The following is a 26580-nucleotide window of genomic DNA, read 5'->3' as shown; positions in this document are numbered from 1 at the left end:
GGCGGGCCGCTGCCGGCGGAGGAGCGGAGGCCGGGGGCTCTGGGGCTGGTCAGAAGGGGAGTCTGCCGGTGGAGCGCGTGACAGAAGCTGGGCCGCGGCCGGGTGAGGCGGCGGGCCGGCCGTCTGGGCGCATGAGCGCTGTTTTCAGGGCTTCTTGCGGGCCGGTGTCCGTCCGGGTGGCCGGGGGTGCGGGACAGGCCGGCTTTCTGGGGGCCCCTGGAGGGCTACCGGTGCATCGGCCGGCTGGCCGGGGGGTGCCGGGCGGGGATGCCCTCCTGTAGCGGGATGCCGGCCTTCCCCTGGGAGGCGTTTTAGTAGACGGGACCCCTTCCTGCCTTCTTCAGGAGCTTCGATGACCGGTGTTCCGCTTTCTGTTTCCGCTGGTGGACCTGGCCGTCGGCGGGGCGGGTGTGCGGGATGGCTGCGGCGGACGGCTCTGGCCACGGCCGTGGTGATGGCGGTCACCTCTGTGCCGGTCCTTACGGGCAGCGCTGCTGCCTCTTCCGCTTCCGCCGCCGGCGGGGGCGGGGTGTCGGGGGCGGTGGCGATGGGGGGCGGGGCCACCGGAGCGATCAATGAGCAGACCGGTGCGTTCACTACGTCCCTTCCGCTGGTGTCCCTGCCCGGCCGCGGAGGCACGGGGGTGGAGCTTGCGCTGGCGTATGACCAGACGGCGGCAGGTGCGGGGATGGACCGGCACGGGCTGGGTGAGGGCTTCGGCCTCGGCAAGGCGTTTGTTGACCCGGAGGGCGGGGGGACCCTGCACACTGCCTCCGGCGGCAGTTTTCCCCTTCAGCCGGGTGACACCACGGGCACCGGGCTGAAGCGGTACCTGCTGAAGGACCTCGCGTTCCGCGAGGCTCCCGGCACCCTGCCGGACCGTGAGGGCCTGGAGGGTGCGGCGCGGGAGTACCGGTGGGTCCTTACCTACGAGGACGGCCGGAAGAACTTCTTCTCCCCCAGCGGCAGCCTGATCGCCGAAGAGGACGCTTTCGCAAACCAGACGGCCTATGTGTGGGAAGAGCGTGAGGGCCAGCACCGCCTGCACAGGGCGGTGGACGCGTGGGGGCAGGCAGTCACCTTTGACTACGGCACCGAGAACCAGGTCACCGTCACTTCACCCGTCCGCAGCGACGGCCGTCAGCCCCAGATTGTGCTCACTCTGGACGGCGGTCGGCTTACCGCCGTGTCCTATCCGGAAGACCAGGAAGCAAAGCTGGCCTGGGACTACACCCCCGACGGGCTGCCCGGCCGGCTCCTGACCTCCGTTGAGGGGCCCACGGGGGCGGTGACACGCATCAGCTATGCGCAGCCGCACGGTTTTCCCGTCACCTCTTCGCTGAAGGTCACCGACCGGGAGGGGAAGAACCTGACCGCGGAGCGGACCTTCACCCTGGGCGCGGAGGGCGAGTATGCGGGGCATGACTTCACCGGCCGCGGCCAGTTCACAAGCACGGATGACCTGTTCGACTCCGCGGATGCGGACTACCGGTATGTGACGGAACTGTCCGACGGCCGCTCCACCGTCCGCTCCGTCTACAACAGCCTGCACCTGCTGAAGGAACGCACTGCCTCCCTCATTGTCCAGGGGGAGCTGAAGCCGGTACGGACCCAGGAGCTCCAGTACGAGGGGGAACGTGAGGGCGGGCAGGCACCTCCCCCGGCCTCGGGCCTGCCGGCGAACTACGCCAAACCGGTCAGGGCCACGGTCACCGTCCGCGACCCGGCCACCGGCAGGAGCCGCACCACCACCGAGACCGCCCGGTTCGACGGACACGGCCGCGAGGTGGAACGCACCGACGTCACCGGGGCGACGACAGTCACCGAGTACGATCCCACCGCCGTTGACACCGGCACCGGCACCGGCACCGGCCGGCCTGCGGGCTACGGCCTGCCGCTGCGGATCACTGTCACCGGCTCCGGCGGCGCCCAGAGCATCACCGAGCACACGCTGTCCGAAGACCGCAGAAGCATCACCGCGGTGAAGCAGTCGGTGAAGAACAACGGTGCAGACCAGCCCGCAGCACGAACCGTTACCCGCTTCACGGTCAACGGGCACGGCGAGGTCACCCAGAAGACGGTCACCTGGGCGGAGGGGGCGGAGCCGGAGGGGACAGAAGGCCCGGACCAGGTCTCAGAAACCTACGGCACGGCCGCTGATACCGCCGCACATACCCTCACCAGCACGGTGAAGAGCGCGGCAGGGGTCAGCAGCCAGACCACCGACCTGGTCACCGGGCAGGTGGTGAAGGCCACCGACACCGAGGGCCGGACAGCCGAAGCCTCCTATGACGACGCCGGACGGGTCATCACGCAGAAGGCTCCCGGCGGCCCGAACGGCCTGGGACTTGTCACCACCGCCTCCTACACCCCTACCACGGTGAGCGTCAGCACCCCGGGCAAGGACGGGCGGCCGCACGTCACCGTCGAAGAACGCGACCTGCTGGGCCGCACCGTGAAAGTGAGCGACAACGTCCGGGGCGGTGAACTCACCGGTGATCCGGCCGCACGCACCCTGCAGAGCGTGCAGTTCGAAGACGAAGGCCGCACCACGAGGGTCACCGACCGCGCCGGGCGGACCACCGTCACCACCAGCGACGACCTCGGCCGGCCCGTAAAGACCGTCGCACCCAACGGCATGACCCAGCTCGCCCTTTACGCCGATGCCGCCACAGCGGACACCTCCACCGTCACCACCCTCACACTCCCCGCCGGGCAGAGCGACCCTGCCCAGGCCGTGATGACCGCCACCGAAACCCGCGACAGCGCCGGACGCACCGTCGCTGCCGGCACATCGGCCGCCGACGGTACGGAGCAGTCCGGCACGACCCGGTCCTACGACGGCCTGGGCCGGGTCAAGGAAGCCGTCTCCCGCGACGTCGCGGTCACCCCCTCCTACGGCACGGCCGGGATTACCGAATCCACCACCCTGACGCCCCGGAACACCGGCACATTCCCCGGCGAGAAGATCACCACCGCCGTCTCCCAGGACCTCACCGGAAGCCCGGTAGTCAAAAAACTGACCCCCGGGCAGGATGCTGAAGGCCGCTCCGGCACATTCCTGCTCCGTGACGAGGCAGGCCGGATCACCGAGGAGCGCCGCCCCGACGGGAAGAAGACCACCTTCACCTACACCCCCGGCGGGCAGGTGAAGGACGCCGTCTCCCCCAGCGGCATCCGCACCTCATACACCTACGACGGCAAGACCGGCCAGGTCCTCGGCATCACCGTCACCTCCCCCGACGGCAGGACCACCGAGAAGACCGGCTACACCTACGACCCCCACACCGGCGCCGCCACCTCCGTCTTCGACCCGGACGACCCCGGCGCCACCAGGATCACCTACACCTACGACGCCGACGGCAACGTCACCGACGTCACCTACCCCGACGGCACCGCCGTCCGGCAGAAGTTCGGTGACAACGGCCAGCTGCAGCAGGTCACCGACGCCGCCGGCCTGACCACCTTCTACACCTGCAACCCCGACGGCACCCTGAGCAAAGCCGTCCAGCACGAACGCAACGACACCGGCAGCCCCGTCAAGGCATCCGTCGCCTACACCTACGACGGACTCGGCCGCATCACGAAGACCGAGCGCGGCAACGGCGTCGTCACCGACACCCAGTTCACCGCCACCAGCCAGATCAAGCACGAGAAGACCAGCAAAGACGGCTCACTGCTGACCGAGGCCGCCTACACATACGACGCCCACAACAACCTCACCCAGCGCACCGACACCCGCCCTGAAGCCCGCGCGGACGGCACCCCCGGCCCGGCAGTGACCACCACCACCCGCTACGGCTACGACGCCTACAACCGGCTCATCTCCTCCGAAGTACTCAACGCCGCCGGCCAGCAGCAGACCGCCACCCGCTACACCCTCAACGTCTCCGGCGACGTCGTGAAAACCGAAACCACACCCCGCACCGCAGGCCCGGGCCCCGCCGTCACAGAACACGGCATCGACACATCCGGCCGGCTGACCACCCTCACCGCCGACGGCAGGCAGCACCAGCAGGACTTCGACACCGAGGGCAACCTGACCACCAGTCACCAGGGCACCGTGTGGACCTACAACCTGCACAACCAGCCCCTGAGCATGACCGCCCCCGACGGCAGCGTCACCCGCTACACCTACTGGGCCGACGGCACCCGCGCCACCCAGACCGAAACCCCCCGCCCCCCGGCCGACGGCACCGGCAGCAGCGGGGAACAGGAACGGGTCACCGTCTTCCACTACTCCCCCGACGGCGCCCTCCTCAACGACACCCACACCAGCCCCACAGCCGGCCAGCAGGAAGGCACCGCAGAAGCAGTCACCGCCTCCTACCTCCTCGCCGGCACCCGCCACGCCCGCACCCTCACCGGCCAGGGTGCAGAGCAGGCAGCCCCGACCGGCGCCGGATACCTCATCGCCGACCGGCACGGAAACACCACCGCCCTCACCAGCCACAGCGGTGACGTGAGCCAGGCCTGGCAGTACACCGACTACGGCCAGCACGCCAGCCACACCGGCACACCCTGGAACCCGCACGACAGCCACCTGCCCGGCAGCCCCGCAGGGGCAGCACGCCAGCCCTTCACCTACGCAGGGGAATACACCGGCCGCGACGGCACCCAGTACCTGAAAACACGCATCTACGACCCCGCCACCAAACGGTTCACCGCCTCCGACCGCGCCCCCCAGCACAACCGCTACCAGGCATTCGGCGCCAACCCCGTCACCAACATCGACCCCCAGGGCACCACCGAATTCCCCGACTGGGCCAACTGGCTCATCTGGGGCGTCACCCTCGCCGCCGCCGCGATCACCACCGCCGCCACCGCCGGCGGCGGCGCCTTCGCCCTGGCCGTCGCCGGCCTCGCCAGCGACGTCGTCTCCTACGCCCTCGACGCCGCCGCACTCGCCCTGCGCCACACCAGAATCAACAACCGCGACGAGGTCGTCAACGCTCTGTCATGGACCGCCGCAGCCGTCGGCTTCCTCGGCCTCAGCCTCAGCATCGGCAGCGTCAAATCCGCCCGGTCAGCAGCCGCAGCAGCACGGCACGCAGACGCACCAGTTCCACACACACCAGCTCCGGCAAGCAGCACACCGGCAGGAACAGCGCCGGCCCCGGCACCACCCCCCTTGCCTGCAGCCCGGCCAGCATCCGCCCCTGCAGGCGCGCCAGCGTCTCCCCCCCTTGTACTGAGAATTTCCGATGCCGACAGAACCGCCCTGGCAGACTCCCTCAACACGGCTAGGGAGGCGAACAAACAGCTCTACGACACCATGCTTTCTTTCCGCGGAAGAGCAGTAATGAACGAGGTTACGCCAGGGGCAACGCCAGGCTCACAAATTGTAAAGCAGTCAAAGCCCGAGGTGCGCAGATCGTACGCACAAGGCAGGGAAAGCGAAATAGTTACGGGCCGGACAAATGCCATGCGGGCATGGGTCGCATACCGGGACAGAGCAGCAAATACCGCCGGTATGGAAATTGACGAGCTCTCCGCCATTGAAGCCCTGCACACAGCGCAGATGAATGAAATCAAGCGCATTCCCGGCGAAGTCGCCAGATACGTGTCGGGAAGCGGCCTTCAGGAGGCCAAAGTTGCTCTTGATGACCTCGTCTCGCGCCTCGGCCTGAAGCTGGAAATGCCACTATCCGAGCAGGAAATTGTGGACAATCTTCTGACCTCGCTCGCGACTGCGAATACTTAGTAGTGCTGATCAGGCCGGTGCAGGGGTGCGCGTCCATTGCGTTCGGAATGGCGGTGAGGGTGTGTGACTCCTGACGAGATGACTTCAGTTGCGTCGTGAGCGGGAGGGGTTTGCTGCGGAGTGGCCGGACCGTCTGCCCGCAACGACCAGCGCCGGCGGGACCAGGTCTTCTTCGCGGGCTGCTGACCGATGGCAAGCGCAAGCCGGCCGGGCCGGTGGCCGCCCGCCCGCCCTCGGCGAGGACTGCAGCCCGGCAGGCCCCGGCCCGCTTCAGCACCACCAGCCGCGGGATCCCGGGCCCCCATCCGTGCCGGCCGCCTGGCCTGGAAGACGGGAGCAGCGGTCCGGCAGGCCGCGCTGGTCCTCTTCGACGGCACGGGACTGCTGGGGACGGGGCCTCGGCGTGTGTTTCGCTTCGCAGCGGTACACCTCGGGCTGAAGGCTCACTGCGGCGTGCAGTGAGCCTTCAGCCGTACCTCCCCAGGGGGGAGGAGGGCCCTGGCGATGGGCGTGAGTCTGCCGGGGCTGATCCGGGCGCTGCGGAGAGGACCTGCCAGGCCTTTGAGCCGGGCGACCGCTATTTCCGCAGGCCACCACGCAAGCGGGAGGGGGCTCGGCTGACGCTCTTCTGACCGTGAAGTCCTTGCCGGGGCCTTCTGCGGTGGGTACCGCGGTGCGGCCGCCAGCCCAGCAGGCCGGGGCCGTGAACAGGTGGCGATGATGAGGTACTGGCGGGCAGCTGTGAGGCCGTGCGTGCGGCCCGGCAGAGGGGGTGAGATCCGCACCAGAGTGCCGCCAGAACGGTGATGCCTGCAGGTTTCACCCCGTGTCTGCGGTGCTTGCCCGGGAAGTCTGCCCGTCGGCCGCCGGCGCGGCCGCATTTCCGCGGGTGTGCCGTCCAGCAGGACGCAGCGTGCATTCGCCGCCCGGGGTGGCCTCGGTCAGGCCCGCCCGCCAGGTGTTCCGCCACAGCGCGGACGTAGGCGTGTGCGGAGCCGGCGCTGGTCCCGGACCCGGCCGCGGCCGGCGCAAGCGGGTCGTTCCTGCAGGTGCCCCAAGGCGGCCAGGGCCCTGCCGACGGCTGCAGCTTGCACCAGCGGTCACCCTCCGGGCGCCGCCTGTCTGCCTTGGCAGCACGTCAGCAGCCATTCACTTGCGTTCGTCTTCCCGATTCCCCGCTGACGTCTCATATGACGCCTTTTCCTCATCACTCACCATGGAGTCATTAGCTAGCACAGCATGAGGCGGTTGCCCCCTCCTCATGTCCGGGATACACAGCAGCAGGCAACGGAGGAAGGGAGGATTGAGTTGCCGGGGATGCTCAGTTCACCTGCAGCAGGGCTGCTGCAGCGTCTGCCGGCAGGGGAGCGGTCCCGGGAAGTGAGACTGCATCATCAAGGTTCATTGCCGCTGCCCAGGCCTTCTGGTGATCAGGCCACATGTCCGGACTCCAGACGACACCGCGGGCAGTGCGCAAGTAGAAGGGCGAGTGCATGTTCACGCCGTTGGCACCTGCAATTTCCGGGTGATGAGGGGTGTGCTGGGCCACAAGGCGCATGTGCTTCTTCATCATGGCTTGCGCACCCTGCTCTACAGCGGTAGCACTAGCCCATTTCTGGGGGCCTTCGAGGACCTGGCGAGCGGTGCGCCAGGCCCTGAGCGACGCGATGAAGTCTCTGTGATACTGGTTATCTGGGATGAAGTCCACGACGGGCGTCACCAGCATTTTTTCCATGTCGGCCGGAATGGTTATGTCGGCGATTGGGGCAAGCTTTCCTCGGGCTGAGTGGGCAAGGGTCTGATTATAGGCGTTAAAACTGTCCACGGTATCGGCGAACAGTGCCGCAGCATCTACTTGTCCGGCGCCGTCTGAAAAGCTGTCGAGTTCCTCCTCAGCCAGCTTTACGATGCGGTTCTGGCCTATCTTGTAAAGGTAGTCGGCGTAGGCGCTGGTCTTTTCGGCCCTCCGGGGGGCGGCAGCCATCATCATCACCATTTTCTCGCTGAGAACAGCCGATCCTGCGCCGAGGAATGCTCCTACTCCGGCGAGGACGTAGCCCGCTATGTTCAGCGGGTGGTCGAATGCTGCTCCGGTTTCCTCGGCGGCTATCAGCAGGGCGGATGATGCCGTGTCGACGGCGAAACCGACGAGGGCTATTCCGAGCGGCAGTGAGCCGGTTCCGTTGATGACGGACAGGGCGATGGAGGCTACTCCGAGGAGGAAGGCTGCTGCTGCGGTGACGTAGGTGAGGACGGTGTCTCTCTCGCTGACGTTCCCGCTGGGGTCGGTGTTGGTGATGGGGTTGGCGCTGAAGGCCTGGTAGCGGTTGTGCTGGGGGGTCCGGTCGGCGGTGGTGAAGCGTTTCTGGGCGGGGTCGAGGGTGCGTGCTTTCAGGTACTGGGTGCCGTCGGGGTTGGTGTATTCACCGGCGTAGGTGAACGGGTTGCGTGCCGCTCCTGACGGGTGCGGGCCGGCTGTGGCGGCCGGGGCGCCGGTGTGGTCTGCGGCCTGTCCGTAGTCGGTGTAGTTCCAGGCCTGGCTGGGCGTGCCGTGGCTGCTGGTGAGGACGGTGGTGTTGCCGTGGCGGTCCTGGATGAGGTAGCCGGTGCCGGACTGGGTCTGTTCCTGTGTGGTGGTGCCGGTGAGTGTGCGGGCCTGGCGGGTGCCGGCGATGAGGTAGGAGGCGGTGGTGGTCTGGCCGGCCTGGGTGTGGGTGTCGTTGAGGAGAGTGCCGCCGGGCAGGTAGTGGAAGGCTGTGGTGAGTGCGGCGGTGCCGTCGGGGCTGGTGCGGGTGCTGGTGGCGCGGGTGCCGTCGGCCCAGTAGGTGTAGCGGGTGGCTGTGCCGTCGGGGGCGGTGAGGCTGACGGGCTGGTTGCGTGTGCTGTACGTGTAGGTGTTGCCCTGGTAGTCGGTGAGGAGGTTTCCCTCGTCGTCGAAGGTCTGGCGGTGCTGCTGGCCGTTGGCGGTGACGGTGTGCAGGCGGCCTGTGCTGTCAATGCCGTGGTCGGTGACGGTCGTTGCTTCAGTCTGCTGGCCCTGGTGCTGGGTGGTCTCGGTTCTGGTGACGTCCGCTGAGACGTTCAGTGTGTAGCGGCTTGAGGTCATCTGCTGGCCGTCGCTGGCGGAGACTGCGGATGACAGCAGCCGGTTGTAGGCGTCGTATGTGTAGCGGGTGGTGGTTGTTGTCCGGGGGCCTGCTGTTCCGCCGGGCTGGGCTGCGGGGCGGGTGTCGGTGCGCTCTGCGAGGTTGCCGTGCTGGTCGTAGGTGTAGGAGGCGGAGGTGATGAGCTGGGTGTCTTTGCGGGATTCTTCTGATTTGATCTGGCCGTCCGCGGTGAAGGTGATGCGGGTGACGACGCCGTTGCCGCGGTCGGTGCTGGTGATGCGTCCCAGGCCGTCGTAGGTGTAGGCGACGGAGGCTTTCACTTCTGCCTGCTGGCCGCTGCCGGCGCGCTGTACTGCCTGGGCGAGTGTGCCGTCAGTGTTGTAGGTGTAGGAGGTGGTCAGGCCGGCGGTGTCGGTCATTTCGGTGAGCTGGCCGTGGCTGCTGAATGTCTGGCTGACCTGCTTGCCGTCGGGGTAGGCCACCTGTGTGACGTTTCCGTCCGCGTCGTAGGTGTAGGTGATTTTGGTGCCGTCTTCGTCGTCCGGGTCATACACGGCCGTGACCGCGCTGGTGTGCGGGTCGTAGGTGTAGCGGGTTTTCTCGGCTGTCCCGCCGTGGGCGGGCGTGGTGGCGACCTCGCTGACCCGGCCTGCGGTGTCGTAGAGGTAGGCGGTCGTGGTCCCGCCTGGTGACACTGTCTGCTGGACCTGGCCGCCGGCGGTGTAGGTGAAGGTGGTCTTCTTGCCGTCCGGGCGGCGTTCCTCGGTCACCCGGCCGACTTCGTCGCGGAGCAGTGTTGTGCCTGGCCGGCCGTCCTGCTCGTTCTCGCCGGGGGTGAGGGTTTTGACCACCGGAGCGCCGGTGAGGTCCTGCGGTGTGCGGGCTGTCACGTCGGTGCCGGGGAAGGTGTGCGTGGCCTGGGGGGTGAGGGTGGTGGATTCTGTGATTCCTGCTCTGCCGTATGCGGGGGCGGCGGCGAGGTCCTGGGCCACGGTGCGGCTGATGCGGCCGAGGCTGTCGTAGCTCCGGCTGGAGGGGGGGCGCTGAGTGCCGTCGCTGAAGGCGGTGGCGGCAAGGACGGGGCGGCCGGCGCTGTCGGAGGTTTCGGTCGTGGTACTGACTGCCCGGGCGGGGTCGGTCTCCCCCGCGGGGAGCAGGAAGGTGGTTTTTGCGGAGGTTCCTGCTGTGGCGGCATCGGTGTAGACGGTGAGCTGTGTCATCCCGTTCGGTGCGACTGTCCTGACGGGCCGTCCGAAATCGTCGCTGGTGGTGAGGGTGGTCCGGCCCGCGCCGTCGGTGACTTTTGCGGTGCGGCCCTCGTCCTGGTAGGTGACTGTCTGCAGGGTGCGTGCAGCGGGGTCGTCGGTGAGTTCGCCGTTTTTGATGTTGTCGGTCTGTTTCACCACTCTTCCCAGCAGGTCCCGTTCTTCCACGGTCAGGTGCCGTTTGCCGTGCTGGCCGGGTGTGCTCACCGTGGTGGAAGCGTGGGTGTAGGAGGTGGTGGTGACCAGGCCCCTGCCGTCGGGCCCGCCCGGGACGGTGTGGGATATTGGCCGGCCGGCCTCGTCGAATGCGGTGGTTGCTGTGCGGCCTTCGGTGTCGGTGGCCCTGGTTACCTGCCCGGTGACCAGGTCGGATGTGTGCGTGGTGCTGCCGGCCGGGGTTTTCACTGTGTCGGTGCGGGTGTGTGCATCTGTGTCAATGACCGTGCTGTAGCTCTCGCTGATGCTGGCGGGGCCTTCGACACCTTCCGGCTTGGCTCCCTCAGCCCAGGTCACGGTCTTTTCTGTGATCTCACCGTGCCCGTTGACCCGGTAGCTGGTGACTGTGCGCGCTGCGGGCTGCTCTTCGCCGGTGTTCTTCACTGACTGCCTGGTGGAGGCAATGCTTTTGCGGTCTTCGGTCAGGGTGTTCTCGGTAACGGTCTGTGCGCCGTCGGTTCCGGTGGTGGTGATGCGCAGCGGCAGGCCGTAGCCGGCGGGCCGGCCAGCGCCCTGGCTGTCCGGTGCGGTGCTCCCGGGCAGGTCGAGGGCGGTGGGGTCGTACTCGGTCACGGTCGTCGCGCCGGTGACATCCGTATGCTCCGTCTCGCGGCCGTGCGTGTCGAACCGTGCAGTCTCTGTGGTGGTCCGTGCGGCGCCGGTGACGGGGTCGTGGACGGTGACGGTCGCCTTGACGGGTTTTCCGTAGTTCGCCGGCAGGTCGGCGGCAGGGGGCGGTGTCTGCCCGCTGTCCCGCTCGCCTTCATACTCCAGCTTCTGTGTCCGTACCGGCTTCAGCTCGCCGTTGACACGGAGTGCGGCGGTGCGTTCCTTGAGCAGGTGGAGACTGTTGTAGACGGAGCGGACGGTGGAGCGTCCGTCGGAGAGTTCTGTGGTGTACCGGTAGTGCGGGTCAGCGCTGTCGAACAGCTCGTCAGCGGAGGTGTACTGGCCGCGGCCGGTGTAGTCATGCCCGGTGGTCTCGCCGGCTGTGTCCAGGGTGAAGGTCCGCTCGGCGGCCAGGTTCCTGCCGTCTGTGTCGGTGACCTTGACGGAGGAGGTGACGGGGAAGCCGTGGGGCTGGGCGTAACTGATGCGGGTGACGGCGCCGGCGGGGGTCTGTGCTCCGGTCAGGAGCCGGCCTGGCATGCCCGGGGGGGTGTAGTCGTAGGAGAGCTTCGTTTCCTGGTCCTCGGGGTAGGCAACGGAGGCCAGGTGCCCGTCCTGCAGGTGCAGGGTGACCTGCGGGTGCTTGCGGTCGCTGCGCTCGGGGGAGGTGACGGTGACCCGGTCTTCGGTGCTGTAGTCGAAGGTGACGGCCTGGCCCCAGGCGTCGACCGCTTTGCTCAGCCGGTGCTGCCCGCCGTGCTGCTGCCACACGTAGGCGGTCTGGTTGCCGAACGGGTCTTCCTCCGCGATCAGATCGCCCTCTGCGGAGAAGTATTCTTTTTGCCCGTTGTCGTGGGACAGCACCCATTTATAGTCCCGTGGCATGTCCTCGAGCCCGGCCCGCCCGGCAAGGGTCCCGGCGTCCTCACGCAGGGCAAGGTTTTTCAGCTTGTACCGCTTCAGCCCCGTGCCCGATGTGTCTGCGGGCGCGAGGGGGAAGCTCCCCGCCCCGGCCGTGTGCAGGGTACCGCCGTCAGCCGGGTCCACAAACGCCTTTCCCAGCCCGAAGCCCTTGCCCAGACCCGACCGGTCCGCCCCGGCCCCCGCAGCCGCCTGGTCATAGGCAAGCGCCAGCTCCACCCCGGCCCCGCCCCGCCCCGGCAGTGACACCAGCGGCAGCGCCATCGTGAACACACCTGACTGCTCGTTGACGGCTCCGGACGCCCCGCCGCCCATCGCGACCGTGCCCGTCACCCCCGCAGCGCTGGCCGGCGGCGCCGCCCCCGCCGTCACCACCGGCACCGCTGTCACCGCCATCAGCACCGCGGTCACCAGGGCAGTCCGTCGCAGCCATCCGCCTCTTCTTACGGCGTAGCCTGACAGGGGGCCTGAAGTCGTACCAGGCTGAGAATCCATAGCGGTCCAGACCAGAGACAGAGTTGAGGTGCTGCAGCACACTTAACGGGGCCTGCGTCACGTGCGGAATCGGCCGCGGGAACAGGTTGAGGCCGGCGCACGCCTGGGCCGATTGCCCGACTGCGGCGGGGCCGGCGGGAGGCTCTCTGGACGTGGGGGCCGGCTGAGCCTGCTGTGCAGCCAGGTGCTGGCCGGAAGGCGCTCTGAAGAAAACGGCCGGCGGCCGGTGCGGCGGTGCGGGCGCAGGGCCGGGGGCCGAAGGCACCAGGCCGGTTCTCGCGCTCATCCGGCCAGTCCTTCCCGTCCCCGGCCTCCGGACAAGGCCGCCTGTAAAAGAGCTACGGCTCTGGGCCCGGCTGCGCCGGCGCTCTGCCGCCATCCGCGCTGCGCTGTCCTGCTCCGCAGATACCCGCCCGTGCAGGACGCGTCCGGTCGCATGCGACCGGACGCGTCCTGCACCGACAGGCGGTGTGCGCCGGGGCCGGCCGGCCGCGCGAGGAGGGGCACTTCCGCCGGCTGATTATGGACGAAACGCTTCGTCCCGGCCACAACGGTGCCGAGCTACAAGCAAGCCGGCGAGCAGTTCGACGTAGCGCACACGACCGTGAACCGCATACCGGGTTCTCAAGATGGTGGGGCTCACCCTCACCAAGCCGGGCACCGGCACCGTTGTGGCCTCACCGGTCAGCAACAGCATCGGTACCCGGGCCGCCCTGCACGCGTCTAAAGGTAGCGCTCTCGACGCGGGTGAGTCCTCGCGCATCCTCGAGGTGGGCACCGTGGGCGCGGACGCGTTCCGCCCGGCACGCCCGTGCAGGTACGGCGGCGAGTCCTCAGCAGGGGCGGTGTACCCGTCCACCTGAGCAGCAGCTTCTACCCGGCTTATGTGATCGCGGTGACGCCTGAGCTGCAGGAGCCGGTGTCCACCGGGGCCTCGAGGGAGCTCGCGGCGTCCCGGCTGGGTGTCGCGCAGGGATCAGGTCCTGGAGGAGGTCACCAGTCGGCTCGCCACCTCGGCGGAAAGCAAGCTGGCAATGCCGCCGGCCCCGGTAAGCAGGAGTGGAGCGCTGGAGGGCGGCCGCGGTCTCGGCGGCGGGGACGGGGCCGGCTGTGAGGTCCTGGCCGGGCGTTGCGTGACAGGCGCGTGCACCTTGCACATGCCAGCGAGGGGGCGCGCTGAAATGTGCAGGGTGCAGCCTGGCGCGCGGAGCCCTCTGGGGAACGTGAGTGGTTGTGGGGAGGTATCGGATCCTGCCTCAGTTCCGCTCCAGTACGACCGCACGCGCGCTGGATGCGCGCAACAAGCAGATGAGAAAGCTCACATAGGGGGCCGCCCTTGACGGATATTCAGCCCGGAAGAGCCGCCATCTAGCCGAAGGGGAACCTATGAGCGACGAGACCGGCCGGAGGCCCGCGGCACATCGCGCCACCGAAACGGACACCTCGAAGAGGCCCGCCGTCTTGCACGACCGAGCTGGACTCTTCTCAAACGCTGATCCCGTTCGGCTCAGGGTGACGGACGTTGACGGTCAGGCGAGGGCGACCGCATGGACAGACCTCTTCGTCGCCCCGCCCGCCAAGACGGAGCCGAGTCACGAGGAGGAACGCGTACAGCCCGCAGCACAGCCGGCCGGAACCGGCCAAGGCGCCGCCCACCCCAGCGGCCATCGAGCGAACCTGATGCTCCGGTGCCCCATGCCGCGTACGCGGCATGGGGCACCGGAGCGGACCTAGTCCTGCTGGACGGAGCGGAGCATCACGGAGAACACCGGCGAATCAGAGAAGGGCTGCTGGTCACCGATCTTCCGGTAACCCCACGCCTCGTATACGGCCTGCACGGCGCCGTCCCCAGCCGCCGGATTCACCAGGAGGGTCACGCGCTCCTCCGTACGGTGACGGAGCCACGCCTCGTGGAGCTGCCAGGCGATGGCCCGCCCCCGCCAGGGCCCGCGGACCACGATCTCGTTGAGAGCGACGGTGCGCCGCCCGTCTTCCTTGGTCATGTCCTCGGCCATCGGCGTGCGCATGCTGTCCCACCACTTCGTGTCGGCGGCGAGAGTCGTACCGAAGCAGAAGCCGACAGGCCGACCGTCCTCGTAGCCGAGAACTGCGGTCCACCCCGGCCGGGAGGCGTAGGCGGACAGTCTTTCGTCGAAGCGCTCGACACTGTGGAATGGGCTGTCGCCGAGCCCGAAGTCGCCGTGTCGGACCTCGACATGGATGTCGAGAATCGATTGCCGGATCTCTGGAAGGTCCCCGGCCACGAAGTGCTTCAAGTCGACGGTCACAGTCTCTAGTCTCCTTCGGCGATGTGTTGCTGCCAGTCGATCACAACTCGCGAGCCCGCAGCCATCCCGCGTAGGCCCCGGTCGAACTGGGCCAGGAGTTTCCGGTTACGCCCGGCCAACGGTGCTTCGCCCGCAGCAGGAACGAGCGGTAGGGCCGTCGCGACCGCCTCGTCCGCCTCGCCCTGGGCGAGCTGGGCCAGGGCGAGATTCATGCTGTAGTACCACCGGTTCCGCGAGAAGTCCGGGCGGAGAAGAGCGAGCGTATGGTGCAGGCGGGCTTCGGCCTCGGCGTGCTTCCCGAGGCGGCTCATCACGAGTGCCGCGAGCCCGTTGAGCTCGGCGCGGTCGAAGAAGGACATCCAGGTGGGGTGCCCGTAGTTCATGTCGGCTCGCTCGTACGCCTTCTCGGCATTGGCCAAGGCACGCAGGGCCGTTGTGTCCTCGCCAACCGCAGCGAGGATGCCGGCGAGCCGGGCTCCGGCCAGCGAGCGGAAGAGCGCGTCGTTACGTGACGCGTGGGAGCGCCTTCCAGCCTCCGCTGCGGCCAAGGCGTCGTGCATGTGCTTCTGCTGGTAGGCGAGCATGCCTGCGTGCCCCCATAGGCGGAGCTGCATTTCGCTGCTGCCGGCAGGCCCGCCAGGGTCATCGCCTTGTTGAGGTGCCCTTGCGCCCGCTGAGCCTCCTGGGCCTCGACGGCTGCCCAGAGTGCGGTCCCCGTGAATGCCGCGGCCAGGTAGTAGAGACGTCGGCGGACGCGTGCGCTCGCCTCACCCACGGCTTGCAGATCGAGAGCATGCTGAGCGTGGGCCAATGCGCGCGTCTCCATGCGGATCCCGGTGCGGCCCGCCTTATCGTCATCGACCAGCTCGGCGAAGTTGCGCTCCAGGCGGTCGGCGTCGCTCATGCCGACGCGTGCAGAGCCGTTAGACGGGATGGCGGGCAGGAAAGCTGCGGCTGTCACGGAAGCCGTGGCGTGTGTGAAGGTCCTCCGCCGCATGGGGTCCTCCGATGGTGCGCGCCGCCGTCCAGCGGGAGGGATGAAGCCCAGCTCCTCCGCCGTTGCGCGGAATTCCGCTTCGAGAACGAGGCGCTGTCTTGCCTGTGGCCACCGAGTTTTTCCGGTTAACCAATTCCGCACGTGCCGGTCGGTGAGCTTGCCGGGGTTGCCAGTCAGGACGCCGATGCGCCTGTTCAGCCGGTCTGCCAGTTCGCTCTGGCCCAGACTCGCGTTCTCCATCCGGGCTGCAAGGAGCGGGTTCCCCGTCATGTCGCCAACGTAGCGGCGGCTGCCGAAACGGGCACGCCCTTGGGTAAAAATTTCCGGTCTCACGGCTGCGAGGAACCGACAGAATTGCCTGTCCACTGTCGGTAGTTGAGCGGTTACCTGTGTGGCGTGCCTCTCCCCGAGTTGGGGAGGGGGCGGAAGCCGGCAGGCAGCAGATGCGCTGCCCGAAGAAGGCGAGGACGTCGTGAACACGCCGACCCGCACAGAGGAATCCGAGCGGCTGAGAGCCGTTGAACTCCCGACGCTAACCCGCCCGACGCGTGGTGCGGAGCTGACAGACGCCGAAAGGGCATGGCCCCGCCGGATGCGCACGGCAGCAGCCGAGATGCTTCGCGAGTGGGGTCTTAGCGACCTCGCATCCGATGTGCAGGTCGTTGTCTCCGAGCTCGTGACGAACGCGGTCCTGCACACCTCCGCCCGCCAGATCGCGGTCCGCATGAGTCTCCACACAGAGACGATTCGGATCGAGGTGGAGGCCTGCGCCGCGACCCGGTCGCCCGCCCGCTGTGCGCCCGGCCCGGACCAGGAGCACGGCCGCGGGCTTCTCATTGTCGAGGAGCTGGCCAGTCGGTGGGGCACGGACAAAGTCGGTGAAGTCGTCTGGTGCGAGATCGACTACAAGGTGACGACTCCAGTACACCCCGCGCAGCAGGTGCTGACCTTCGAGCGCCACAGTCTCCCCGCGGGCGCGCCCACCGTCTCCGGAACGGCGCGGACGTTCGTCCGGTACCTGGCCACGGCCCGCGGCTGGAAGGGCAACGTCGAGGAGGCTGCTCGTGTCATCGGGATGGCAGCCACACTCAGCCGGTCGACGCAGCTGGGACTCGCCATCGGCCAGAACGGTGCGCTACACGTCGAGATAGAGGACAAGCAGCCGGAATCCACTCGCGCTGACCAGGTTCTCGCGAACGTCTTCCACTGCGTGACGGGTGCCGAGCTTCAGTGGTCCCGCACCCCGACGGGCCGCGTGGCGCGTGCCGCCCTTCCCGTGCAGCACGTGGAGCGTATCGGGGGCGCCGCGTGAAACTCGCCGCACCCGAGACTGCTCCCGCGGGCACCCGGCCTCATGCCCCTCAGTCGGCGAGGCAGATTGACCAGCTGAAGTGGGCCTCCGCCGACGAGCGCTTACTGCGTCGACTGGCCGCCGGCCTTGACGACATCGACGCAGATAAGACCGTCGACGCCGACCTTGCCCTGGTGCAGGAGGCGTTCGACACGCAGCCGACCGCACCCGCCCCCAAGATTCGCGCGCGGGCAGACGCCCTTTCCGCAGTCCTCAACCGCCGCACCCACGAGATCCGTTACCGCGGCCTTCTTCTCGACGCCGACGCCGACGCCGACGCCGACGCCACTGTTCAGCGCGCCGAAGCAGTTGCGGTCTCACGCCCCTGCGACCCGTACGCCACGCTGCGGCGTCGCGCGGTCATAGCCGAAGCACTGCTCGACCTGCTCGACATATAGACCGTTCTCCTCGCCGCCGCTTGTCACGGAGGCTCGGCGAGGAGAACGCCCCAACAGGGCCCCTCGGCTGTCCGGAGCCATGTCCGGTCGACGGGGGCGGCACATCGTGCACGTGCCGAGACGAGTTTGCGATGTGCCCCGGCCGCCGTTTTCCTTGGCGGCGGCCGGCCCAGCACCCCTTTGAACCGCCCTCCGTCGGGGAGACCCGGTGACACAGTCCCCCGTGTGAATCCTGAACCACTCGGCGGAGGGCCTCAGCTTGTAGGAGCAACTAATGGCCACCGAAACCCTGCTGACGCACAAGGGCGTGCCCGTGCCTGCCGTCACTGGGTGGTCGGTCGAACGGGAGATGACGCCGCGCGTGATCGGCTTCGCGGACGCGTCGTTGGACTTGCGGGCTCGGGACCCCTGGAAGGTGCTCTGGCGGCTGTGGACCCTCGGGCGCGGCAAGGGAGAGCCGGAATTCAAGGCGGTGCATCCCCTGCGACAGCGCCGAGCCGCGCTGTACACCCTGTGCCAGGTGTGCGACCAGCCCGCAGAAGACGAAGAGCGAGGCACCCTCTTCGTGCTCGGCGCGAACGGCACGGCCGGTCTCGGAGCGATCCAGGACCTGGAACTGGCCAGCGAGCCGCCGGTCCACCCCCGGTGTGCGATCGAGGCGATCGCCCGGTGCCCGCACCTGCGGAATGGCCACGTAGCGGCGCGCGTCCAATGGCCGGTGCCCTGGGGCGTGCGCGGGACCCGGTATGGCCTCACCCGTTCCTGGCCGAAGCAGCGCCCGGAGCAGGTGAACGTGAGTTATGCGAGCGAGGATCGCCGCCTGGTGCTGGCCGACCGCGTGCTCATCGAGCTGCACGGTTGCCAGCCTGTGGACCTGGCGGAGGAGGCCCGCTGCGCTCAGCTCGCCCCGCCCGAGCGGGATCTCACCCAAACCACTGCCTGCGAGCGGTCGGAACCGGCATGAGCAGGAAATGCACGCAGGTGCTGCCGCCGGGTGAGGCATACAACTACGCAGAGATCCGATTCAACCTCCACCCCAGCCTTGCCGATTCAGGGATCTCGGTGCACATGGGCGGCATCGTGCCGGCCGGTGGGCGCCGACGCGGCGGGTTCTTCCCGACAGGTTGTGCGGGCTGCGCCGTAGCGGTCAGAGGGGTGCTTCAGAACCGGCCGGGCTTTCCCGACCCAAGGGTGAAGTGGTCCTTCGACGAGGAAGTTGCCCACAACGTCAGGTGGGGTGCTGAGACGCCCGTTGGCATGGGCCTTGCGTACTGGCTGTTCTACGGCTTCAGCGACGCCGTGATCCACCGAGTACGCACCGGGCACCCCTTCCTGTTCGAGCACGGCGAGCCTCGTCGGGGGGCTGCGGCAGGAGGTGAGTGTCGATGACCCGCAGCACCGCAGCGAACGGCGAACAGCTTCCCGCCTTCGTGTTGGCATTGCTGGACCAGAGCACCGACCCGGCGGCCATCCCTACTGTCGGCCCAGACGATGTCGCCGGGTGGTACGCACCCCTTCTCGCGCGCGTTCTGTGCTGGCTGGACATGGGTAGCACCAACAGTTCCTTCACCTCCAACGGGCATACGTATCTCCGGGTCGATGCGGGCCGCGACGGCGGGCTTCACCTTTATCTACGCCTGCGGAAGATCGGCTTCGTCCGCCCAGTCACGGTGAAGTCGACCTCCGTGATCTTGACCCTCCATGGCGTTCTCCGTCTGCGGATGTACCGGCATCAAGCCGACGTCGAGGCTGACCTGCCGCAGTACATCCGGACCCTGGGACCCGGAACTGCGATGACCGTCCACGTTGGAACGCTGTGCTTCCTGGATTCCACAGACAGCTTCCAGCTAGTTGTCTGCCGAGAAGACCTCGCTGCTGACGGCGACCCCATCCCGTACGCCGAGTTCATCCTGGCTGCCCACCGGGCGCGCGAACTTCTCCTCCGCGCTGGCCGAGGAGCCCGACCCGGCCGAGGCCCCCGCGACGGGCGGCAGTGGCTCGACAACACGCCGGCCCTGGGAACCGACCTCTTCGACGCCCACCATCGCGGCACAGCGCTGGTGAACCGGCTCGCTGCCGACCTTGGCCTGCTCACCCCTGCCGACGCCGACCGCATGGCGTCGAGCCGCGTGACGCTGCTCCTCGACCGTCTTTCCGTGGCCTGGGGAATTGACTTCGAGGCCCGCTGGAACATGAACCCTCGCCGGATCAACCAAGAAGTGCCTCACGACCACGGCTATAACTTCACCAGCCGCATCCTGCGCGGCGGGTATCTGCACGTCGTACGGCGCCGCCTGGACTGCTGGAAAGGGCCTCTCGACAGTAGGGCACTACCGCCCGCGATCGTTGTGCTTGAGCACCGCGGCTCCTCCTTCACCCTTAGCCACACGATGGTGCACCAGGGCCCTGATGTTCCCCGGCCAGCCACCCTCTTCGTTCGCGGTCCGCGGCTCAAGGCCCGCTCGAACGCCGCCGCAGACCTCATGCCGTCCGTGGACACGTGGCCGCCTCCCGCTGAGCCAGGTGACGCCCCCAGTCATTCCCGCCCCATCACCCTGCGCGAGTTCGAGGACATGCGCCCCTCCCTCTCATCACATGACCGGGCCTTGTCGATCTGGACGATTCACCCGAACGCCACACGGCAAGCTGGGCCGGGCAAGCACCAACCAGCGAGGAGCACCACGATGAGCATCACCCTGACGACCGATCACCCGGCCTGGATCGGCTCCCCGGACGGCACATGCGCGCGCGCAGTGAAAGCCGCCGACAGCACATGGATGGCCGTGTTCGGCCCGGCAGGTCTGACGCTGTCCTGCGTGGACGGGCCCGAGGACGCCAAGCCGTCACTTGACGGAGCTGATCACACGACCCTTCCCGCCACTGTGCCGAGCGAGCTGCGCGTCGGCCTGGCGGACATCGGGACAGTCGTGCGGCTGACCAATGCGAGCCTCTGGGATGCCATCACCCTCGCCATCATGCGGCGGGTCATCCGCGCCCAGCAGGCCCGCAAGGTGTACCGACGCTGGTGTGAGTCCTACGGGACCGCCATCACCGCCAGCGGCTACACCCGGCATCTCGCTCCGCACCCGGACCAGGTTCTCGCGCTCGACAAGGAGCAGTTCGGCGCAGTAGGTGCGCGGTTCCACTACCCGGCTATGCAGGCCGCTGCTGCGCTGTTCCCGGACCGCCAGGACGAGTGGGCAGTCCTGCCGCCCGCCGGGCTCGCGGCCGCGCTGATCACGATCCCCGGCGTCGGCCCATGGACGGCGGCCGCGGCCGCGGCCGACTTCACGGGCGACTTCTCCGTCTACCCGCACTCCGATCTCGCCGTCCGTACCTGGGCTGCGCGGATTGCCCCTGCGTACGAATGGCCACAGACCGAAGAAGCCTTCGAGAAGCACTGGCGCAACATCGCAGGCGCCAAGCCCGCTGACCTGCACACCCTCACCCTGACAACACTCACCTGGGGGGCCCATGCCCGAACCGCTGAGCACGCCAATCTATGACCACGGCCTGATCGCCGGCGCCGACCCGAACCGGGTACTCGACGCCCTGTTCGTCAACGCTCCCCTGCGCGACTACACCAAGCGACCGCGGGTCAACGACTACACCCTGCCCGTCCTCGGCATGGGCTACATCGCCACATACGCCCGCCAGGAAGGCTTCAACGTCGGTGTGCTGGATGCCGAAGCGCTCGGCCTCGGCATCCAGCACACCGCTGAGGTCATCAACGCCCTGCGGCCCCGCTGGGTCGGCTTCAACCTTCTGGCGCCGACCTACAGCCTCTCCGCCGGCATCGCCGCCGAACTCGACCCGGACATCCTCATCATGGCCGGCGGCCACCACGCCAAGGCCGCACCCGGCATGGTGCTGCGCGACACCAGGTTCCACAACATCGGTGCCCTCATCCTCGGAGAGGGAGAGACCCGCGTGGCCGCGATCCTCGGCGACGTTCACCGTCGCAAGACCCTCCCCCAGGTCATGTGGCGCGACCGGGGCCAAACCGGCAGCGCGATGAGCCTCGTCCAAGGCCACGGCAGCGACTGGATGGCCCCGGACATCAACGCCCTCCCGTTCGTCGACCGCCGATTCCTGCCCCAAGACCCCTACCGGGCCGACGACGGTCGCCTCGAAGCAAACCTCGTGTGCTCCCGCGGCTGCCCGTATGAGTGCAAGTTCTGCGGAGCGGCTCAGTCGATGAACGAGGACGTCACGATCCGCACCCGCCACCCGCAGAACATCATCGAGGAAATGGAACAGCTCCACGCGAAGCACGGCACGACGGCGTTCCGTGCCGTGGACGACCTGTTCCTCGGCGTCCGCCGCGTCATCCACCCCGCGATCCAGGCCTTCGCCGAGGCAGGCATTGGGGAGAAGTACGTCTGGGACGCCACCGGCCGCATCAACATCCTCGATCGCGAGCCCGACAGCGTTCTCGCCGCACTTCGCGCGAACGGCCTGCGTGAGGTGGCCCTCGGCATCGAGTCCGGCGCCCCGCGGATCCTCGCCGCCATGGACAAGCGCATTACCCCCGAAATGACAGCGGACGTCACGAAGCGGCTGCTGCGGCAGGGAATCAACGTCAAGGGGTACTTCATCCTCGGGTATCCCACCGAGACGCGTGAAGAGGCCGACCAGACCGTTCGCCACGTCCGCGGCCTCTGGGACCTCTCCGACTCCCTGCCGGGCACCTTCCGGGCCAGTGTCTTCACCTTCCGGCCCTACCCCGGCTCCCCCGTCTGGGGCGACCTCATCAAAGCCGGCTACGACCCCGAGCAGATGCAGAACTACACCGATGTCGACCTCACGGACCACGGCGCCGACGAGGCGATGCGTGGCCGGGACGAGTTCAACTTCACCACTGGTCTCCAGTTCGGCGAGCTCAGCTTGGCTGAGCTGAACAGCCGGCTCGCCGCCCTCTCGCGCGAGCAGTTCGAGCGCAGCCAGCAGCAGGTAACCGCATGACCGGCCGCCTGATCACCCTCGACGGCCCGGGTGGCATCGGAAAGTCCACTACCCACGCCGCACTCGCCGCCGCCCTGCAAGCCGCCGGGCACACCGTGTACGCCGCCACCCAGCCCTCTGCGAACATCTTCGGCCAGACCGTCCGAGCGTTAGGCGGAGAAGGCAGTATGCGCGGCCGCGCGCTCGCCCTGGCCGTCTCCGCCGATCGCCACTACCAGCTCGACACAGAGATCCGGCCCGCGCTCGCCGCCGGTCACACCGTCGTCCTCGACCGCTACCTGCCGTCGACCCTCGTACTTCAGCGAGCCGACTGCGTCGAAATCGACTGGATCCTGACCCTCAACGAAGGCATCGACGTACCGGACCTCGCGGTCATCCTGACGTCCGACCCCGAAACCATCCACTCCCGCCTCGAAGGACGCGGCACGCGCCACCGCTTCGAGCGCAGCCCGGACGACACGCGCCGCGAGCTTCGCTTCTACATCGAGGCCGTTCCGGTCCTCGAACGTCTCGGGTTCCCGGTACTCACCGTCGATGTCGGCACCCTCACCCCCGCGGGGGTCGCTGACCGGATCCTCACCCACGTCCCAGCACACCCCGCTACCGTCAACGCCACCGACCACCACCTCCGATGAGAAGAGCCATGAACGCCACCCCGTCCGTCCAGCGCCCGATCGTCGACGTCCACGTGGTCGTCCGCCAAGGCGCCAAGATCCTCCTGTCCCAGCGCGGCGGCCCCTACGGCTACGGCCAGTGGCACGCCCCCTCCGGCAAGCTCGACCCGGGCGAGGCCCCAGCGCAGGCCGCCGTCCGCGAGCTGTACGAGGAGACCGGCCTGACCGCTTCCGCCGACGCACTGACGACCGCCCACACCGTCATCCACCATCAGGGCGACGGCACGCCCGACCGGATCGGCCTGTTCTACGAACTCACCGATTTCACAGGCGAGCCCGTCAACAAGGAGCCGGAGAAATGCCTCGCGCTGGAGTGGTTCGCCGACCACGACCTGCCCGAGAAACTCATCCCGTACCCCGCCGCCGGGCTTCACGGCGCACTGCATGACCGTGGAGGCCTCACCTTCCACAATTGGCCGGAGCCGGCCTAGTAGGGCTTGGTCAGGTCGGGGCTGGTGTGGGTATGCCGCGGTGGCAGGTGGGACAGACGCCGGTCCATGTCGCGAGGAGGGTCTGCAGCTCGCGGACGGCTCGGTAGAGGCTCAGGCCGGCGCCGTGTCTTTTGGGGCTTGGGCCAGTCGTTGCAGGGTGCAGAAGGCGTGGGCGACGGAGACGAGGGTGACGTGGTGGTGCCATCCGTTGAAGGTGCGGCCCTCGAAGTGGGCGAGACCCAGGGCCTGTTTCATCTCCCGGCAGTCGTGTTCGATGCGCCAGCGGAGCTTTGCCAGGCGGACCAGGGTGGTCAGCGGGGTGCCGGCGGGCAGGTCGGAGAGCCAGAACTGAACGGGTTCGCTCTGGCCGGCGGGCCACTCGGCCAGGAGCCAGCACTGATCGGCACCACCGTCTTCGACACCCGGCTCGGACTGACCATCCTGGATCTCCTCGACCAGGCCGACGACCATGCAGCACATCTCGTTGCCGAAGAGCTGCACCTGCCTGGCGACCTCCCGCTTCACCGGTCTGATGTCCTCCAGGAAGATGAATGCCGCGCGCGACCTTGTTCACGCGTGCGCGCTGGGGAGCCGTGACCTGCCTGCCCACTCGTCCGCTCAGCTGGTTCGCGCTCTCCGGCTCAGCAGCGGGGTGATCCGCGAAAGCGTGAGGCCCGCCTCGCGGTGTTCCGGCGGGTCAGCCGCCGCAGTACCAGACTCAGCCAGCCCGGGCTTGACTGCGTCAGCCCGATGGCGTTCGGACAACGATCAGTGACGCTGACCGCTGCCGCATAGCAAACGGTGTCCACGCTTCGGGGAATCCCCGGATGAAAAGGTTCGCTGGCCCGGCGTCTGGCAGCCCGCCCCCGGTGCCTGTTCGTGCCGTCTGTCTGCAGCTCTCCCCGTCTGCCTGACGGGTTCGAGCAGGCCGGCCGTGGTCAGGACGGTCTCGCCGTGGAGGAGCTGGAGGGCGGCTTCGGCGCGGGCGGCCAGGTTGAGGGGGGCGGGGTTCTCGGTGCAGGAGGCGTGGACGATGCGGTCGAGGCCGGCGCCGAGGAGTGGGACGGCGGTGGTGATGCGGAACGTCTTGGTGACATCGTTGAGCTGGGATTGGGGGTTGGCAGGGAAAGCGGCCATACGCTGAGTGACGGCCTGATCGCTGTAGGCGGTGGGCTTGGTCAGCGCCAGGGCCTCAGCTCTGGTGGCAGAGCGTTGGCGAGCAGGCGGGAGGCTCCCTGTTCGTGGCTCGCTCGGGTTGTGGCGGTGGGCCAGGGTGGTGAGCTCGGCACGGGGCCAGGAGCAGGCGATGATGGCGTGGCCATCCGGTCGGCGGCGGCCTTGGCGGAGCGCTCCCCATCGCCGTTCGGGTCGTCGGCGTGGACGAGGAGGGACTCGACGGCGGCCCAGCCGCCGGCGACTGCCGGGCGAGCGCTCGGCGGTTGACCCCGGCGGCGAGCTCGAGAGCGGTCATCGATGCGGCCGCGTCGGCTGCCGACCTTATACAGGTACTCCTCTGCACGAGGGGCAGGACGTCGGCGCCCCGGGCAGGAGGGCCAGCGGTACCAGCCGGGATGACCGGCGAGCCAGATGCGGGGCACCGGGACACGCCGCCGCGGTGCGCACGCAGGTTGTGGGATCGAGCGACCATCCGGTCCAGCAGCTGGCGTGCCCTGCGCAGCGCTGCCCGCCGGGGCGGGCGGCGCTGGAGGCTGCCTTTGCGTCCTTGAGCCGACGGCGCTCTGGTGGTGCGGGTGTCAGGCGGGGAGCGGGGGGAAGATGATGCAGACGTAGACGGTCTTGCCGGTGCAGTGGTCGGGGCGGGGGCGGGTTCCCCAGGAGTCGCTGAGCTGGTCGATGAGGTCCATGCCGAAGCCGCCGGTCTCGCCGCGCTCGGAGGGGGGCCGGATGCGGGGGGCGGCGGGGGTGTCGTCGTCGACTTCGAGGGTCAGCTGCTGGCCGTCCCAGCGGATCCGCATTTCCTGGGGGCCGTGGGAGTGGCGGGTGGCGTTGGTGACCAGTTCGCTGACGATCAGCATGGTCATGCCGGCGCATTCCTCGATGGCGGGGTCAGCGCATCCCAGACCGCGTGCTTCCAGGTCGGCCTGCACAGCATGACGGGCCTGCCGCGCCGGGGCCGGGGAGTCACCCAGGGAGAGGTGCTGGGTGGGGCTGGGGGCAAGGGCGCTGGTCATGGCTTTTCGCTTCCGCTTGGCGGGGAAAGCTTTCGGTTATTCCAGTGGACCTTGCGGGAGGCGCCGGCCTTGTCACCCGGTCCCGCTATATGCCGGATGGGCTGGTTTGTCCCCCGGCTGGGGGGTGCGGGCCGCCGGGCAGGGGGCCGGCCGGTGCCGGCGGCGTCAGCCGCAGGGACCGCAGCACCCGCTGACAGGGCCCGCCGAAGGCCGGGGAAGGCCGCCGGTGCCCGGAAAACCTGCTCCGGATCACATCCGCCCGGGGCATGGGGGGCGAGCGCAGCCGCGAGCTGCCGGGCAGCGGCTGCCTGCCCTGGCAGGTGCTCACTGAGGCGGGCATGCGGGGTGGCTGCGGGCGTGGGGTTCGCGGCTGGCCGCGGGGAAGCCGCTTTGAAGCGTGCGAGGGCAGGCGGTGGCCGGCCGGGGTCCGGGCCTGTGGGATGAGTCTGCGGAGGGTGATCACCGAGAGGTATGCCCCGGCCGCTTCGGTGCAGCGGGCGGGTGTGAAGAACTGGCTTGCCCAGGCGTTCGGGCATCCGCACCGCCTCATGGGGGGAGGCGGCGGGCGCTGGAGCATGCAGTACGCAGCCGGGCCGTATGCCGGTGCGGCCGGCAGCGCTGCCCGCCCGGCAGTCAGGTCCCGGTTCTGGAGTGTTCTGTTATGCGTTTTCGGGAGCAGTGGCGTCCGGTCTGGCCGTCGCTCCCGGCCCGGGCCGGGAACGCGGGCGGTGCTGGGACCGCGGGGGTTCTGTGCTCGTGGACCGTGAAGATCCGGGTCCTGCGCGGAATCCGGGGTCAGGGCCTTTCTGGGGAGCAGCTGTGGGGAGTCTTTCGCGGGAGGAGCTGGTGCCGCGCTCTGGACGTAGCTGGCGGACGGCGGCTGGCCGGGTCCGTCAATGGGGGCGCTGGCGTCTTCTGCCGGGCTGATTGGAGGGGGCACGCTGTCCTGTTCGAGGTGCCTGTTGGC

General features: G+C 68.5%; 14 protein-coding genes and 1 pseudogene. 9 read left to right on the top strand and 6 right to left on the bottom strand.

The window, feature by feature from the left end; genetic code table 11:
* Positions 1 to 643 precede the first annotated feature (643 nt).
* On the top strand, positions 644 to 5704 hold the full coding sequence (locus tag ACFZBD_RS32385; RefSeq protein WP_391146704.1) for an RHS repeat-associated core domain-containing protein: 5061 nt from the start codon (positions 644 to 646) through the stop codon (positions 5702 to 5704).
* Between the two features lie 1321 nt (positions 5705 to 7025).
* Here ACFZBD_RS32385 and ACFZBD_RS32380 read toward each other — a convergent pair.
* The 3 genes from ACFZBD_RS32380 to ACFZBD_RS32370 form a co-directional block, all read right to left on the bottom strand.
* Complete coding sequence (locus ACFZBD_RS32380; RefSeq protein WP_391146701.1) at positions 7026 to 12041, bottom strand: RHS repeat-associated core domain-containing protein; 5016 nt, start codon at positions 12039 to 12041, stop codon at positions 7026 to 7028.
* A 2006-nt stretch (positions 12042 to 14047) separates the two neighbouring features.
* Positions 14048 to 14605 carry an N-acetyltransferase gene (locus ACFZBD_RS32375; RefSeq protein ID WP_391146698.1) on the bottom strand — a complete coding sequence of 186 codons (558 nt, stop codon included), beginning with the start codon at positions 14603 to 14605 and terminating at the stop codon, positions 14048 to 14050.
* A gap of 5 nt (positions 14606 to 14610) precedes the next feature.
* Positions 14611 to 15189 carry a hypothetical protein gene (locus ACFZBD_RS32370; RefSeq protein WP_391146695.1) on the bottom strand — a complete coding sequence of 193 codons (579 nt, stop codon included), beginning with the start codon at positions 15187 to 15189 and terminating at the stop codon, positions 14611 to 14613.
* 885 nt (positions 15190 to 16074) lie between these two features.
* On the opposite strand from ACFZBD_RS32370, the gene ACFZBD_RS32365 reads away from it, so the two are divergent.
* The 8 genes from ACFZBD_RS32365 to ACFZBD_RS32330 all read left to right on the top strand — a co-directional run bounded on the left by ACFZBD_RS32365 (position 16075) and on the right by ACFZBD_RS32330 (position 23421).
* A complete protein-coding gene (locus ACFZBD_RS32365; RefSeq protein WP_391146692.1) occupies positions 16075 to 16914 on the top strand; it encodes an ATP-binding protein in 840 nt (279 codons plus the stop codon).
* The gene (locus tag ACFZBD_RS32360) at positions 16911 to 17351 is read left to right on the top strand and encodes a hypothetical protein (protein WP_391146689.1); all 441 of its coding nucleotides are present in this window, start codon (positions 16911 to 16913) and stop codon (positions 17349 to 17351) included. Before ACFZBD_RS32365 ends, ACFZBD_RS32360 begins: the two co-directional genes overlap by 4 nt.
* Positions 17352 to 17625: 274 nt before the next feature.
* Positions 17626 to 18315 carry a hypothetical protein gene (locus ACFZBD_RS32355; RefSeq protein ID WP_391146687.1) on the top strand — a complete coding sequence of 230 codons (690 nt, stop codon included), beginning with the start codon at positions 17626 to 17628 and terminating at the stop codon, positions 18313 to 18315.
* Positions 18312 to 18740 (top strand): DUF6302 family protein, encoded by a 429-nt coding sequence (locus ACFZBD_RS32350; RefSeq protein ID WP_391146684.1) that lies wholly within the window; start codon positions 18312 to 18314, stop codon positions 18738 to 18740. Before ACFZBD_RS32355 ends, ACFZBD_RS32350 begins: the two co-directional genes overlap by 4 nt.
* Complete coding sequence (locus ACFZBD_RS32345; protein WP_391146682.1) at positions 18737 to 20857, top strand: hypothetical protein; 2121 nt, start codon at positions 18737 to 18739, stop codon at positions 20855 to 20857. The genes ACFZBD_RS32350 and ACFZBD_RS32345 overlap by 4 nt, the downstream gene beginning before the upstream one ends.
* Positions 20826 to 22316 (top strand): radical SAM protein, encoded by a 1491-nt coding sequence (locus ACFZBD_RS32340; RefSeq protein ID WP_391146679.1) that lies wholly within the window; start codon positions 20826 to 20828, stop codon positions 22314 to 22316. The genes ACFZBD_RS32345 and ACFZBD_RS32340 overlap by 32 nt, the downstream gene beginning before the upstream one ends.
* A complete protein-coding gene (tmk, locus tag ACFZBD_RS32335) occupies positions 22313 to 22951 on the top strand; it encodes a dTMP kinase (RefSeq protein WP_391146676.1) in 639 nt (212 codons plus the stop codon). The genes ACFZBD_RS32340 and tmk overlap by 4 nt, the downstream gene beginning before the upstream one ends.
* A gap of 8 nt (positions 22952 to 22959) precedes the next feature.
* The gene (locus ACFZBD_RS32330; RefSeq protein ID WP_391146673.1) at positions 22960 to 23421 is read left to right on the top strand and encodes an NUDIX domain-containing protein; all 462 of its coding nucleotides are present in this window, start codon (positions 22960 to 22962) and stop codon (positions 23419 to 23421) included.
* 111 nt (positions 23422 to 23532) lie between these two features.
* Here the strand turns inward: ACFZBD_RS32330 and ACFZBD_RS32325 are convergent.
* From ACFZBD_RS32325 to ACFZBD_RS32315, 3 genes and pseudogenes are all read right to left on the bottom strand, one after another.
* A pseudogene (locus tag ACFZBD_RS32325) lies at positions 23533 to 23811 on the bottom strand (transposase); the annotation flags it as partial.
* A gap of 378 nt (positions 23812 to 24189) precedes the next feature.
* The gene (locus ACFZBD_RS32320; protein WP_391146670.1) at positions 24190 to 24558 is read right to left on the bottom strand and encodes a hypothetical protein; all 369 of its coding nucleotides are present in this window, start codon (positions 24556 to 24558) and stop codon (positions 24190 to 24192) included.
* A 617-nt stretch (positions 24559 to 25175) separates the two neighbouring features.
* Entirely contained in the window at positions 25176 to 25613 is a 438-nt protein-coding gene (locus ACFZBD_RS32315) for an ATP-binding protein (RefSeq protein WP_391146667.1), read from the bottom strand.
* Positions 25614 to 26580: the final 967 nt, after the last annotated feature.

The organism is Streptomyces sp. NPDC008121, assembly GCF_042957155.1.
Taxonomy (GTDB): domain Bacteria; phylum Actinomycetota; class Actinomycetes; order Streptomycetales; family Streptomycetaceae; genus Streptomyces.
This window is presented reverse-complemented; position numbering and strand designations above follow the sequence as displayed.

Bases quoted from the DNA above. Each gene is read 5' to 3' on its own strand.
- ACFZBD_RS32370 (WP_391146695.1), bottom strand. From the start codon at position 15,189: ATGCTCGCCTACCAGCAGAAGCACATGCACGACGCCTTGGCCGCAGCG.
- ACFZBD_RS32355 (WP_391146687.1), top strand. From the start codon at position 17,626: ATGGCCACCGAAACCCTGCTGACGCACAAGGGCGTGCCCGTGCCTGCC.
- ACFZBD_RS32350 (WP_391146684.1), top strand. From the start codon at position 18,312: ATGAGCAGGAAATGCACGCAGGTGCTGCCGCCGGGTGAGGCATACAAC.
- ACFZBD_RS32345 (WP_391146682.1), top strand. From the start codon at position 18,737: ATGACCCGCAGCACCGCAGCGAACGGCGAACAGCTTCCCGCCTTCGTG.
- ACFZBD_RS32340 (WP_391146679.1), top strand. From the start codon at position 20,826: ATGCCCGAACCGCTGAGCACGCCAATCTATGACCACGGCCTGATCGCC.
- tmk (WP_391146676.1), top strand. From the start codon at position 22,313: ATGACCGGCCGCCTGATCACCCTCGACGGCCCGGGTGGCATCGGAAAG.
- ACFZBD_RS32330 (WP_391146673.1), top strand. From the start codon at position 22,960: ATGAACGCCACCCCGTCCGTCCAGCGCCCGATCGTCGACGTCCACGTG.
- ACFZBD_RS32320 (WP_391146670.1), bottom strand. From the start codon at position 24,558: ATGGCCGCTTTCCCTGCCAACCCCCAATCCCAGCTCAACGATGTCACC.
- ACFZBD_RS32315 (WP_391146667.1), bottom strand. From the start codon at position 25,613: ATGACCAGCGCCCTTGCCCCCAGCCCCACCCAGCACCTCTCCCTGGGT.